This is a genomic window from Jeotgalibacillus terrae (assembly GCF_016908195.1).
GTDB lineage: Bacteria > Bacillota > Bacilli > Bacillales > Jeotgalibacillaceae > Jeotgalibacillus > Jeotgalibacillus terrae.
Window position 1 is genome coordinate 261,267 of record NZ_JAFBDK010000001.1, and the last position, 14,197, is coordinate 275,463.

15 protein-coding genes are annotated in these 14,197 nt (G+C 41.6%); all 15 read right to left on the minus strand.

Features of this window, described 5'->3' with window-relative positions; all coding sequences use genetic code 11:
• Window position 1 precedes the first annotated feature (1 nt).
• Window positions 2-478 carry an rRNA maturation RNase YbeY gene (gene ybeY / locus JOD21_RS01430; RefSeq protein ID WP_204727866.1) on the minus strand — a complete coding sequence of 159 codons (477 nt, stop codon included), beginning with the start codon at window positions 476-478 and terminating at the stop codon, window positions 2-4.
• A complete protein-coding gene (locus tag JOD21_RS01435; protein WP_204727867.1) occupies window positions 475-2,622 on the minus strand; it encodes an HD family phosphohydrolase in 2,148 nt (715 codons plus the stop codon). Before JOD21_RS01435 ends, ybeY begins: the two co-directional genes overlap by 4 nt.
• 209 nt (window positions 2,623-2,831) lie before the next feature.
• Window positions 2,832-3,797, minus strand: a complete 966-nt coding sequence (locus JOD21_RS01440; RefSeq protein ID WP_041121084.1) for a PhoH family protein — start codon at window positions 3,795-3,797, stop codon at window positions 2,832-2,834.
• Window positions 3,794-4,963, minus strand: a complete 1,170-nt coding sequence (gene yqfD, locus JOD21_RS01445; RefSeq protein ID WP_204727868.1) for a sporulation protein YqfD — start codon at window positions 4,961-4,963, stop codon at window positions 3,794-3,796. The genes JOD21_RS01440 and yqfD overlap by 4 nt, the downstream gene beginning before the upstream one ends.
• Before the next feature lie 4 nt (window positions 4,964-4,967).
• Complete coding sequence (locus JOD21_RS01450) at window positions 4,968-5,240, minus strand: YabP/YqfC family sporulation protein (protein WP_204727869.1); 273 nt, start codon at window positions 5,238-5,240, stop codon at window positions 4,968-4,970.
• A gap of 52 nt (window positions 5,241-5,292) precedes the next feature.
• Window positions 5,293-5,724 carry a hypothetical protein gene (locus JOD21_RS01455; RefSeq protein WP_204727870.1) on the minus strand — a complete coding sequence of 144 codons (432 nt, stop codon included), beginning with the start codon at window positions 5,722-5,724 and terminating at the stop codon, window positions 5,293-5,295.
• An 18-nt stretch (window positions 5,725-5,742) separates the two neighbouring features.
• Window positions 5,743-6,741, minus strand: coding sequence for a flotillin-like protein FloA (gene floA / locus JOD21_RS01460; protein WP_204727871.1), 999 nt, complete (start codon window positions 6,739-6,741; stop codon window positions 5,743-5,745).
• 18 nt (window positions 6,742-6,759) lie between these two features.
• Window positions 6,760-8,070, minus strand: a complete 1,311-nt coding sequence (locus JOD21_RS01465; RefSeq protein ID WP_204727872.1) for an NfeD family protein — start codon at window positions 8,068-8,070, stop codon at window positions 6,760-6,762.
• 178 nt (window positions 8,071-8,248) lie between these two features.
• Window positions 8,249-8,695, minus strand: coding sequence for a GatB/YqeY domain-containing protein (locus JOD21_RS01470; RefSeq protein ID WP_204727873.1), 447 nt, complete (start codon window positions 8,693-8,695; stop codon window positions 8,249-8,251).
• 28 nt (window positions 8,696-8,723) lie between these two features.
• On the minus strand, window positions 8,724-8,897 hold the full coding sequence (rpsU, locus tag JOD21_RS01475; RefSeq protein ID WP_039809800.1) for a 30S ribosomal protein S21: 174 nt from the start codon (window positions 8,895-8,897) through the stop codon (window positions 8,724-8,726).
• A 240-nt stretch (window positions 8,898-9,137) separates the two neighbouring features.
• A complete protein-coding gene (gene deoC, locus JOD21_RS01480) occupies window positions 9,138-9,809 on the minus strand; it encodes a deoxyribose-phosphate aldolase (protein WP_204727975.1) in 672 nt (223 codons plus the stop codon).
• Window positions 9,810-9,902: 93 nt separating this feature from the next.
• Entirely contained in the window at window positions 9,903-11,243 is a 1,341-nt protein-coding gene (mtaB, locus tag JOD21_RS01485) for a tRNA (N(6)-L-threonylcarbamoyladenosine(37)-C(2))-methylthiotransferase MtaB (protein ID WP_204727874.1), read from the minus strand.
• A gap of 4 nt (window positions 11,244-11,247) precedes the next feature.
• Complete coding sequence (locus tag JOD21_RS01490; protein ID WP_204727875.1) at window positions 11,248-12,000, minus strand: 16S rRNA (uracil(1498)-N(3))-methyltransferase; 753 nt, start codon at window positions 11,998-12,000, stop codon at window positions 11,248-11,250.
• Between the two features lie 6 nt (window positions 12,001-12,006).
• Window positions 12,007-12,951 (minus strand): 50S ribosomal protein L11 methyltransferase, encoded by a 945-nt coding sequence (gene prmA / locus JOD21_RS01495; protein WP_204727876.1) that lies wholly within the window; start codon window positions 12,949-12,951, stop codon window positions 12,007-12,009.
• 61 nt (window positions 12,952-13,012) lie between these two features.
• Window positions 13,013-14,131: a molecular chaperone DnaJ gene (gene dnaJ, locus JOD21_RS01500; protein WP_204727877.1), complete on the minus strand. Its 1,119-nt coding sequence runs from the start codon at window positions 14,129-14,131 to the stop codon at window positions 13,013-13,015.
• Between the last annotated feature and the right edge of the window lie 66 nt (window positions 14,132-14,197).

The window sequence follows — 14,197 nt, forward strand, 5'->3', positions numbered from 1 at the left end:
ATCAGGACCTCGAAAGTCCAAATTCCTTCAATATCTGATTTTGTCTGCCGAACATTTCAGCTTCTTCCGTTTCATTCATATGATCATAGCCAAGAAGATGCAAAAACCCGTGTAATGCGAGAAAACCAAGCTCTCTTGAAAAAGTATGATTGTATTCTTCAGCCTGCTCTCTCGCTTTCTCGACTGAAATAATAATGTCTCCAAGCATCCTCGGCATGTCTGCATCACTGATAATCTCAATTTCCTCTTCAGACATTTCCTCAAGGGCAAAAGAGATGACATCAGTCGATTTATCCTTACCGCGGTATTGTTTATTGATCTCCTGAATTTCTTCATTTGTTACAAAGGAAATAGAACATTCAGCTTCACCGACGTTTTCTTCTTTGGCAGCAAATGAAAGAAGGTCGCTGATTAATGCAGTATCATCCTCTGACAGCAAAGATGTTTCGTCAATAAAATCAATATGGAGTGTTGTCATGCTTCCTTCTTCCTCTCTTCTTTCTTAAATTCGGGGTATTCTATTCGCGAATGAAAGATCCCGTTTAATGTTTCACAAAATACTTTTTTCAGGGTTTCAAGTTGTTTTAACGTAATGTCACATTCATTGAACTGTCCATCCTGAAGCCTGTCCTTAATAATTGAATCGACCAGCTTCTTAATCTTTTCAGAGGTCGGGTCTTTCATTGAGCGCACTGCTGCTTCTACACTGTCAGCAACCGATATGACTGCTGACTCTTTAGTACGGGGTTTAGGACCCGGATACCTGTAAGATTCTTCGTCAGGTTCAAGCCCTTTTTCTTTCGCCTTGAAATAGAAGAATTTCAACAGTGTTGTACCGTGATGCTGTTCAGCAATTTCAATGAATTCTGCAGGCATTTTATGCTTTCTGAGCATGTCAGCCCCATCTTTGGCATGTGCAATTATAATATCACGCGAAGTCTGCGGATCCAAATGGTCGTGCGGGTTATATCCTGATATCTGATTTTCAATAAAATAATGCGGCCTTTTCGTTTTGCCGATATCATGATAATAACAGCCGACCCTGGCTAAAAGCCCGTTTGCTCCGATCGCTTCACAGCCGGCTTCAGCAAGGTTTGCTACCATCACACTATGATGATAGGTACCTGGAGCTTCTGTCAGGATCTTTTTCAGTAAAGGATGATTCGGATTCGAAAGTTCCACTAATTTCATGGTTGATAAAATTCCGAAGCCTGATTCAAACAACGGTAGAAGACCAATTGTTAAAATAGATGACAGCACGCCAGAAATGATTGCAAATACAGCAAACAGCGTATAGTCCATCGCTGAAAAGCTGCCGCTTTCTATAAGTGTCACCGCAAAAAGAAAAATCATATTAGCAGCTGAGACAAACAGTCCTGCTCTCAGAAGGTGTGTACGACGCCTGTGATCTGACAGGAACAAAATCCCTGCTAGACCGCTGAATAGAAAGTAAAGTGAAACGTCCACGTTAACGGAGCCTGTCATCATATCATTAAATATAATACTGGCACAAAACGCCTGCAGCATCGCGATAATCAGCGCTACTCTTGTATTAATCATACTCTTTAAAAGCATAGGTGCCATTGCTGCCGGAAAAAGATAACCGACCTGGAGCACTTCAAGTTCCCTGATTAATTCAGCCGCTTTCATTAAGCCGAGTGATAGCAGAAAAATAATACTGACAAGTACCAGATACAATCTTTTTGTGTCTTCACTGATTTTCCATGTAGAAAAATGAAAATAAAGAATCAGAACAATTAACAATGAAAACAGAGTCAGTCCGATATATGGCTCTAAACTTGTTTCACTTGTTGTCAGTCCAAGTGCTTCAAGCTGTCTGTATACATCCCTGTCTATTAAATAGCCCTTTTGAACAATTACCTGACCTTCGAGAATCTGAACCGGTTCTACCGACTCAATCGCCTGGGCAACTCTGGCTTCAGTCTGTTCAGGATCAAAAATATTGTTTTCAACAACAGCAAATCTTCCAAGGTCCATAGCAGCTTCTTTCAGGTCATCACTAATTGAAAATTGAGCGATATATTCAGCAGCTTCTTCCTGTTTTACAGTTACTTCTTCCTGCTTAAAAGGATCCTGCATGACTCTTTCAATCTGATCAATTGTTATCCCTTTTGCATCTTCAAGACCCTGATCCGATGCAGCTAGCAGCTTATTGAACGTCTCATCATCAATTGAACCGGTTACATCTTCTGATACATCTTCAGACAAGGCATTCTTCAGCTGTTCGAGCATTTCACCGGTTACAGGCTGACCGGACTGAGGTTCCTCATCTTTAGCCGACACATTATACTCCTGTGCAAATTCAAAAATTGAACTCACTAATGAAGTTCTGTTATTCATGATTTCCGGCCTGTACTGATAGACTTCCTCAACCTCAGATGCAGCCCTTTCCCTTTCTGCTTCAGAAAGTCTTTCATCTATAATTGTCTTTGGAGATCTGATCGTTTCATCAGCTACAGAAAACAGTCTTGTATTATATGTGTCCGGACTTACGTGTGAAAAAAGCAGCAGAAATGAAGCAAGCCCCACTACCGACAGAAGCAGCCACTTGAAAAATGTATAGTTCAAAAGATTCTTTATTTTATGAATCCAGTTCTGCATAAAATCCTCTCCTGAAAACCAGTATGTAAGCAAATGGTGAAACTTAAGTTGGCTGACAAATTCATAAGTTTTAAAAATAAGTCCATAGCATCACTATGAGTACTAGTATAGCAAAAAATGTATAGTTAAGATATTGAACATTGTAAAACAAAAAGCCTGGACAAATTTGTCCAGGCTTTTCGATATGATTTGATTGCTTTTCAGATATTTTACATACTTCCTTTTTGTTCATACGCGCCGATAATTTTCCCAACAAGCGGGTGTCTGACTACATCAGCCTGATCAAGGTAGTTAAATCCGATACCTGGCACACCTTTAAGAATTTTCTGGGCAGCCACCAGACCTGATTCCATACCGTTTGGGAGGTCAACCTGACTCTGGTCACCTGTAATGACCATCTTAGATCCGAACCCAAGACGTGTTAAAAACATTTTCATTTGCGCATATGTTGTGTTCTGCGCTTCATCAAGAATGACAAAAGCATCATCAAGTGTTCGGCCGCGCATATAAGCAAGCGGTGCAATTTCAATGACACCTCTTTCAATAAATCGCTGGGTCTGTTCGGTTCCCAGGACATCATGCAGCGCATCATACAGCGGTCTTAAATATGGGTCTACTTTTTCTTTTAAGTCACCCGGTAAAAAACCAAGACTTTCTCCTGCCTCAACAGCTGGTCTTGTCAGGATAATTTTTTTCACTTTATTATTCTTTAATGCATGTACAGCAAGTACAACTGCGAGGTACGTTTTTCCTGTCCCTGCAGGTCCAATACCGAAAACAAGATCTTTTTTACGGATCTCATTAATGTATTGACGTTGACCCATTGTCTTAGCACGAATCGGTTTTCCTTTAGCATTTTTAGTGATTTCCTCATCATACAGTTCATCAAAATACTCAATTGTTCCGCGGTGTGACATCTGAACGGCATAAATCACATCTCTCTGACTAATTTGAACACCTTTTCTGATAACTTCAAGCAGCTGACTGATCACACTTTTAGCCTTTTCAATGTTTTCACTCTTACCAGTAATACGCAGCGCTTCGCCGCGGGAAATAATTGATATATCCAGATCTTCTTCAATCGTTTTTAAATGTGTATCGGAATTCCCAAAAAGCTGTACTGCTTCATTTGGATCCTCTAATTGAATATCTACTGTAATGCGTTCTTCAATCATTCACGTGTCTCCTCGATAAAAGGTTTTGGTACAGCAATATTTTCTAAAACCTGATAGAAAATTGTTAATTTAACTGTACCATTCTCAATATCTTCATGCAAAATTTTCTCTTCTAAAATCTTACCCTTTCCTTCAACTTTACTTAATATATTTTCAGCTGCAATTGATTTTAACAGGCTGGTGTATTCTTCTGCACTCATCTTTTGTTTATCCTCTGTTACTTCTTTATAGGTTTCAGTTATCAGGTAAAACGGAGTGGAAAAGCCGAAGATCTTTATCTGTTTCTCTTGTCTGTGTTTAGTTTGAAGATCAAATGACTGTCTTTTCACGGGTAAATATGGCGTACTCAGAGATCCGGCTTTCAATGCATATGCATGATAGTTACTGCCCGTATATTTATTGATTCTGCTATCAAGTGGCATACTTACATTTGCTGTATACCATGTAACAGCCTGTACACTGCCTTTTGCCATCACAGGTTTTTCATGGTCTTCCCTGCCGATATAGCCTGATACAAGTATATCACCTTTAGAGACTACATCATCCTTTTTAACGGCAGGCGAACCGGCACTGACAGACAGTGTATGAACAGTACCTGCTTTTGAAGCAACCAGATGCATTAGCGTTTCTTCTTCAGACGGATTGGAAACAGTTTTCTCCCTTAATGTAATTATCAGCCGCGAACCTTTTTCCTCAAATTCTGCCCATGACAGCTGTTCAATATGTTTGTATAGAATTCCTGTACTCTGCAAATTAATGAGAAGTTCAGATTTCAACACACCCGGCTTTATACCGTGATCTTTTAGAATTTCAGCAGCCTCAGCACGCACTTCGGGATTAGCCCCTTTTATTTCTACTGACCATATGTATTGAAAGGCATATAAAAAGGCTGTAACTGCAATCAGGCACGCTGCAGCTGACGGCAGATAAGACCTGCAGAATAGATCAATCCGATTTCCCGTGCGGCTCAGAGAAATGCTGCAGCCCGTTTTGCGTGCTGCTTTTCTTAATTCTCCGAGATTACTGTATCTGATAACGAATTCCGCCCGATCAGAAAGCTGCTTGAGATCTGTTATTTCTATGCGATTCAAAAGCAGACGATTGATCACTTGAATTGTGTACTCACCACGAATCTTTACCTTAACTCGAATCCACTGTTTAAACATCAGATCATCCCTTTAAAGAAATAGAGTGAATGTGACCATGAATCGATACTTCATCGTGGGTAAGTGTGCTGACTGATAAAATTTCCCCCTGAATAATCAGTATTCCTGAAGCAATATGAAGTTCAATACATGAGTCTGAAAAATGATTTAATCCCTTATGGTTTTCAATTTTTAAGGTTTTCATCGCAATCCATTCAATTCTCGGCAAATCTGAGATTAAATCTTCAGGCAGGTCAAGCCGGGCTGCAGTCCGGCTGATCCAGGTGTTTTTAACCATAAAAAAACCCCCTCTATTTAAAGTATGTTTTAAATAGAGGGGGCATAACTTATTATCTTTCCCGATGTCTCCGCTTTGATCTTGGAGGCCCGAGCACCTCAGAGAAAATAATGCCGTTCACGACATCTCTCGGCTTCAATTCCCTGCTTATCGTAATATCAGATTCCTTAATCGGATCAGCAGGTTTTTTTGTTTTTCTGCTTTCAACTGCCATTTCTTTAACAGGCTCAAGCTGTTTCTTTTGAGGTGCTGCTTCTTTTTTCTCCTGCCTAGGAGTTTTTGAGTTGCTTTCAAAAGATTTTCTTTGTTTATCATACTCTTCAGCAAGTTTTTTTGCATGCTGATCAAAGGTTTCTTTCAGATTTCTAGGCTTCGATACTGTCGGCTTTTGCACCGGCGGCTTCTGTTCAGATGTTTCTTCCTTTTTCTTCTTGCTCAAAAGACTGAACACAGCCGCTACGACTGCCATAATAATGAATTCCACGGAGTCAGCCTCCCAGCTTTAGTTTCTGCTGTCACCTTTTTCATCTTTATTTCCTGTAATTTTACCAATTGAATCTCTCATATCAGTATCAGCGTCAATGTTCTTAATGTTCATGTAATCCATGACACCGATATTCCCTTCACGCAGTGCTTCAGCCATTGCAAGCGGTACTTCTGCTTCTGCCTCCACAACTTTAGCGCGCATTTCTTCAACTCTTGCTTTCATTTCCTGTTCCTGTGCTACGGCCATTGCACGGCGTTCTTCAGCTTTTGCCTGGGCAATATTCTTATCTGCCTCAGCCTGCTCTGTCTGAAGTTCTGCACCGATGTTTTTGCCGATATCAACATCAGCAATATCAATCGAGAGAATTTCAAATGCAGTTCCTGAGTCAAGTCCTTTTCCAAGTACTGTTTGTGAAATCATATCAGGATTTTCCAGTACTTTTTTATGATTGTCACTTGAACCGATTGTACTGACGATCCCTTCACCTACACGTGCTACTATCGTTTCTTCACCAGCACCACCGACAAGTCGGTCAATATTCGCACGCACTGTAATTCTTGCTTTCGCTTTTACTTCAATACCATCCATTGCAACACCGGCGATAAACGGTGTTTCAATCACCTTAGGGTTTACACTCATCTGAACGGCCTGAAGCACGTCACGGCCAGCCAGGTCAATGGCTGCACAACGCTCAAATGCCAGTTCAATATTCGCACGCTGAGCGGCGATCAGTGCGTTTACAACGCGGTCAACGTTACCACCTGCAAGATAATGACTCTCAAGCTGATTAATACTTACATCCACACCAGCTTTATGTGCTTTAATCATCGGATTAATAACGCGGCTTGGTATAACACGTCTCAGTCTCATACCTACCAGTGTGAAAATACTTACTTTAACCCCTGCTGCCAATGCTGAAATCCACAGTGCTACCGGTACAAATGTAAACACTACACCAAGTGCAATGACTGCAGCTACTACAATAATAATCAACGTAATTGCCTCTGTCCCCATCCAACTCACTCCTTAAATTTAATCAATCTCTCTCACTACAATACGAGATCCTTCTGCTTTTACGACGATTACCTGCTGGTCTTTATTCACGTAACCGCCTTCACTGACTGCATCGATCCGTTCATCGTCAATAATGATGGTTCCTGAAGGACGTAATGCCGTTCTGGCTGTCCCGGTCTTTCCAATTAATTCATGACGATTCACATTGGATACGTATCCGCTTTCAGTGTTAGTGGAATCACTCAATATAATCTTTTTAAGCAAATGAAGGTTTTTGCCAAGGAATTTCACCATAATCACCATCCCAATTACTGCGACTAACAGAGCCACAGATAATGCAATACCCATAAAAGCAACACTTTCTCCGGCAAGCAGGATACTGACAGCAATCGCCACAAGACCTGCGATTCCCAAAATTCCTCCCGGCACAAAGATTTCTGCTATGATCAGCCCAATGCCGATCAAAAATAAAATCAGAACTTCCATGCCTGCAAGACCGGCAATCAGATGTCCGAAGAAAAACAGAAGAAGTGCCCCCAATCCTAATGAGCCTGCAATGCCAAATCCCGGTGAATATAATTCAATCACAAGACCTAGACTGGCCATTGAAAGTAAAATAGGAACAACAATCGGGTTGGTAACGAACCGTGCGAGATTCTCAGTAAAGGTCGGTTCAATATTTACGAGATCAGCATTTTCATACCCGAGTCCGCTGATTAATGCATCCAGACTTTCATAGGTTCCTTCTGAATAGTCATACTTTTCAGCTTCTGCCGGGGTAAAAGTTAGTAGCTCACCCTCATCCACCAGACCTTCTATTTCTATAGTCTGATCAACCATCGCTTCAGCATAGCGCGGATCCCTGTCAGAAAATTCTGCTGCATTTTTCATTGCTGCAAGCCATGCACTCTGCGCTTTTCTGTCAGCGTCTCCACCTGTACTCGTAATCACAGCTGAAGCGCCCATTTTTCCAGATGGTGACATGTATATCTCCTGTGCGTATAAGGCAATAAATGATCCTGCTGAGAGCGCATTGGGATTGATATAGGCAATGATATCAACTTCAGCATCTGCCATAATCTCCGCTATTTCCTCAGCGGCAGTCACTGCTCCGCCAGGCGTATTGATATCAAGAATCAGTTTTTCAGCGCCATTTTCTTCGGCTTCTTCTATAGAACGATCGAGAAAAGCTGCCAATCCTCTTTCAACTTCTTTTTTTACCGGTGCCACATAAATCTTTTGTCCATCGGCAAATGACGGCTGAACAAGTGAAAACACTGACAGTAAAACGACCATAACAGCAAAGAGTTTCACTCCGGTAAATTTCATTTTACTCCCCCCTTCTATATACCAGTGACTCAGGCAGTAATGATTTACTTTATATACGTATGTATCATGAAAAGGTTTCACTTTTATTCTGAATGTTCAACATAAAAAAATCAAGCCGCGCTGCACATTGCAAACACGGCTTGATTGATCTGAACATGATGAAACAAATTCAGTTTTTTTATGATAAGTGTTGGAGAACCATTTTATTAATACGGGCTCCATCAGCTTTGCCTTTTACTTTAGGCATAATGCTGCTCATCACTTTGCCCATATCAGCTTTAGAGGAGGCATTGGTTTCATTGATCGTTTCGATCACAATGACTTCAAGCTCTTCTTCAGATAATTGACGGGGCATATAGGTTTCAATTAAGGCAATTTCCTCAAGAAGCTTATCTGACAAATCGTCTCTTCCAGCAGATTTAAATTCAGCATAAGAATCTTTACGCTGTTTCAATTCACGCGAAAGTACGGTCAATTCTTCATCTTCTGTTAATTCAGTACGGCCAAGTTTGTACCCTTCATTTTGCAATGAGGACTTTACCATGCGAATGACAGAAAGACGTTCCTTTTCCTTATTTCTCATTGCTGTTTTCATATCTTCATTCAGACGATCCAACATACTCACTTCATGCACCTACTTATTCCTATATTAATTAGAATTTGCGCTTTCTTGCAGCTTCAGACTTTTTCTTACGCTTAACGCTTGGCTTTTCATAGAATTCACGCTTTCTGAACTCCTGAAGAGTACCAGCCTTTGATGTAGTCTTTTTAAAGCGGCGAAGAGCATCTTCGAGTGATTCGTTTTTACGAACGACCGTTTTTGACATCTCTAATTCCCTCCCTCCGAACACTACGCTTACATATTCAAGCAAAGAGAATCACGCATGTGTATTCTTCATTGCATGCAGTAAGATAGGGATACTTACTGACATTCATGGGTAATCCCATGTACTTATACAGTATAAACCAACAATTTGCGCTGGTCAACAGGTATTCGAAAGAATAAGAAGCCTTTTCACCTTTGAATTAAAAGGTGAAAAGACTTCTAGTCTATGTGATAGATATGATTAATAATCGCTGTCTGCAGTTTCGCCCTGGATAATTTTAATTCCAGCACTTGCACCCAAGCGTGTCGCTCCGGCGTCAATCATAGCCTGTGCATCTTCAGCAGAACGTACGCCGCCTGATGCTTTAACACCAAGATCCGGTCCGACAGTTTTTCTCATAAGTGCAATATCTTCCGGTGTTGCGCCACCACCTGAGAAACCTGTAGAAGTCTTAACAAAATCACTACCTGCTTCTACTGACAGCTCACAGGCTTTTACTTTTTCTTCATCAGTCAGCAGTGACGTTTCGATTATCACTTTTGTCAGTGCTTTCCCTTTAGCAGCTGCAGTGACTGCCTGAATGTCTCTCTTGACTGTATCATAATCGCCGCTTTTCAGCGCGCCGATATTGATGACCATGTCTACTTCAGTAGCCCCGTCTTCAATCGCCTGCTTTGTTTCAAATGCTTTCGTTTCTGTCGCACTTGCTCCTAATGGGAAGCCGATCACTGTACAGACTTTTACATCAGTCTTATCTAACAGTTCTGCAGAAAGTTTTACCCAGTAAGGATTCACGCATACTGACATAAAGCCGTGTTCTGCTGCCTCCTCACAAAGTGTTGTGACCTGGTCTTTTGTAGCTTCAGGTTTTAATAGTGTATGATCGATCATTTTTGCAATAGAAGTCATAATAAGTTCTCCTTTTCGATTAGATGTACGTACCTATTTTAACATTAAGTCTCCGGATATCCTAATAAAATAAAGAAAAACTCTGCAAAAGCAGAGTTAGACCGTTAATTCTTCATCTTCAAGCACTCTTACAAATTCACCTTTATTGTAAGGGTAACCTGATTCTGTGATTTTTACTTTAACAAGTTTTCCAACCATTTCTTCTGATGCCGGGAATACGACTTTCAGATAGTTGTCAGTGTAGCCGACATATAAAGATCCGGTTTCGTCCTCTTTAAAACGTTCCTCAGGAATGACTTCAAGCACTTCATCCTGGTGACGGGAAGCATATTCTTTTGCGAGCTGATCAGACAGTGAGATCAGTCTATGCACGCGTTCGTTTTTCACTTCTTCATCAACCTGGTCATCCATTCTTGCAGCAGGCGTACCAGTACGCTTTGAATACGGGAAAACATGAAGCTCAGAGAACTTCTGATCAAGAATGAAATTGTATGTTTCCATGAATTCTTCTTCGGTCTCACCAGGGAAACCTACAATCACATCTGAAGTAACAGCAAGACCAGGGAGTGCTTTTTTAAGCTTCTCAAGTCTCTCTGCAAAGAATTCCATCGTATATTTTCTTCTCATACGTTTCAGGACAGTATTTGATCCTGACTGAAGCGGGATATGAAGGTGATTGACAACCATTTTAGATCTGTCAATGACATCAATGACTTCATCTGTCAGCTGACTTGCTTCAATTGATGAGATACGGATCCGCTTCAGACCCTTCACTTTACTTTCAAGGTCTGTCAGCAGCATCGCTAGGTTATAATCTTTCATATCCTCACCGTATCCACCCGTATGAATACCAGTCAGTACGATTTCCTTGTATCCTGCTTCAACAAGCTGCTGAGCCTGTCTGATCACTTCCTCAGGATCTCTAGAACGCATCAGTCCACGCGCCCACGGAATAATACAGAACGTGCAGAAATTATTGCACCCTTCCTGTATTTTCAGTGAAGCTCTCGTACGGTCTGTGAATGCCGGAACATCCAATTCCTCATAGACACGGTTTTTCATAATATTTGTTACGCCATTGATCGGCTGTCTTTCCTGTCTGTACTGCTCAATATAGCCGAGCATTTTTGTACGGTCCTGTGTACCGACAACGATATCAACACCAGGAATCGCCATAATTTCTGCAGGAGAAGTCTGTGCATAACAGCCTGTTACACAAATCACAGCATCAGGATTTTTACGGATTGCCCGTCTGATGACCTGTCTGCTTTTTTTGTCTCCTGTATTCGTCACTGTACATGTATTGATCACATAGACGTCAGAAGACTGTTCATATTCGACTCTGTCGTATCCGCCTGCTTTAAACAGCTGCCAGATTGCTTCTGTTTCATAATGGTTTACTTTACATCCCAACGTGTGAAATGCGACTGTTCCCATTTTTTCACCTCATTAATTCAAAATGATAGGAAATCGCAGCCAATATGTATAATGGTGCGGTTTCAGTTCTTAAAATTCTTGGTCCAAGTCCACAGCTGACTGCGCCTGCTTCAAGCAGCTGCCCTGCTTCCTGTTGAGAAAATCCGCCTTCAGGGCCAATGACAGCAAGGATCTTACTGCCCGGTGTCAACCCGTTAAGAAATGCAGCAAAGTTTGATGTTTCACCCGTTTTGGCATCTTCTTCATATGCCATCATGATAGCATCATATTCACGAAAAGACGACCCCAGCTGCTTTGTGGATATTGGTTCTGATATAACTGGAATGACAGACCGGTGTGATTGTTCAGCTGCTTCCTTTGCAATTTTATTCCAGCGCTCAGCCTTCTTTTTACCTTTTTTCTGGTCCCATTTAACAATCGACCGTTCAGCACTGAAGGGTTTCAGACTGACCATACCAAGCTCTGTCGCCTTTTGAATGACATACTCAAGCTTATCACCTTTAGGAAGTCCATGTGCAATAGTGACATGTACCGGAAGCTCAGACGTTTCAGTCAGCTGTTTTTGCACTTTCACCTGCAGAGATAAGTCGTCAATACTGATAATTTCTGATTCAAAAACCTGCTCAGGACCTGTTACTGTAATGATCCTGTCGCCTTCATTCATTCTCATCACACGGACAATATGTTTATAGTCATCTCCGCTGATATCAAAACAGCCGTTTTCATCCGGCTTCTGCTCTGTAAAATATCGCTGCATATGAAATCACTCTTCCGGTCTTGTAGCAATAATGGCTACCCAGTCTTCCATTGTCATCACTTCATCGATGTCAAACCCTGAAGCTCTTAGTGCATCTTTAACCAGATCTTTTTTCTGTTTTATAATTCCTGAAGTAATAAATGTGCCGCCTGGTTTTGTCAGTGAATAAGCATCATCTGTAAAGGTAAGAATGACTTCTGCAAGAATGTTAGCGACGATCACATCTGCAGGCTCTGATGTCCCGCTTAAAAGATTTCCCTCTGAGACAGTTACAATATTTTGAACATGATTCAGCTGAATATTTTCCTCAGCCGATTTCACGGCTACTTCATCAAGATCAAGCGCATGTACTGATGCCGCTTCAAGTAATGCCGCAGCAATACTTAATACACCTGAACCTGTCCCTACATCAATCACCGTATCCCCTTTGACAACTGTGCGCTCTAATGCCTGAATACACATGACTGTCGTCGGGTGAGTCCCTGTTCCAAATGCCATTCCCGGATCAAGTTCAATAATCAGCTCGTCACTTGATACTCTTTCATAATCTTCCCATGTTGGCACAATTGTGAAAGTTGATGAAATTTTAACCGGATTATAGTATTTTTTCCACGCAGTGGCCCAGTCTTCTTCATTTACTTCACTGACTTCCACTTTGTTTTTACCTATATCAATATTAAATGATACTAGGTTACTGACTTCCTGTTTGATCCCGTCTACCGTTTCAGCGAGAAAGCTGTTGACCGGTAAATAGGCTTTCACCATGACGCCTGTATCAGGATAATCTTCAGGGTTCAGTTCATAGATTTCTCCAAATTGGTCTTCTCTATCTTTTAGCAGCTCTCCAGGATCTTCAATCACAACACCACTGGCACCTGCTTCATGCAGGATATTGGAGATCGGTTCAATTGCTTCGTTTGTTGTATGAATACTTATTTCTGACCACTTCATCAGACCAGCTCCATTTCACTTCAGGTTGTCAGGGCACAGAGCCCTGACAATTTAGTTTTTATTAGTCACCTTTGAACGCACGCTTAACCTTATCAAAGAAATTATCATGCTGCTCATCAGGGACTTCACCGCTGATTTCAGCGAATTCACGCAGCAGTGTTTTCTGTCTGTCTGTCAGCTTCTTCGGTGTAATTACCTTCACCCGGATATGCTGGTCACCCTGGCCGTATCCGTGCACATTTTTAACACCCTTGCCTTTCAGACGGAATGCAGTCCCTGACTGTGTTCCTGCAGGAAGCTTCCACTTTACTTTACCGTGAACTGTTGGTACTTCAAGCTCATCACCAAGGGCTGCCTGAACAAATGTAATTGGCATATCAAGAAATACATCATCCCCGTCACGCTCAAAGATTTCATGAGGTCTGACACGGAATACAACATACAGATCTCCCGGAGGTCCTCCGTTAGCTCCCGGTTCACCCTGGCCTGCTACTCTCATCTGCTGACCATCATCAACGCCTGCCGGAATTTTCACATGAATCTTCTTACGTTTCTTCACTTTTCCGTTTCCGCCGCACGTTGTACACTTATCTTTTACAAGTTTGCCTGACCCTTCACAATGGTGACAGACTCTGCGGTTTACGATACGTCCAAATGGCGTCTGCTGCTCTACATTCAGCTGGCCTGAACCATTACAATGGTGACAGGTTTCAGGTTTCGTACCTGGCTTAGCTCCGTCACCGCCACACGTTTCACACTGCTCTTCTTTTGGAATTTCAATATCTGTTTCTTTACCAAAAACAGCTTCTTCAAATTTAATTGTCATCGTGTACTGCAGATCATTTCCCTGTCTTGGCGCATTCGGGTCACGTCTTCTGCCCCCGCCGCCAAAGAACGAACTGAAAATATCTTCAAATCCGCCAAAGCCGTCAAAACCTGCTCCGCCGCCAAAGCCCTGATTAGGGTCTGTGTGACCGAACTGATCGTAGTGAGCGCGCTTTTGATCGTCACTTAATACTTCATAGGCTTCTTTTACTTCCTTAAATTTGTCACCGGCATCCTCATCTTTATTAATATCAGGATGATACTTTTTTGACAGCTTACGATAAGCTTTTTTAATTTCTTCTTTAGAAGCACCTTCTGAAAGTCCAAGCACTTCATAGTAATCCCGTTTACTCATATTTCCACTCCCCGGTCCTTTTGCATAAAGGTTATTTTATCACTTTTCGGACTGTGCTTGCAACGG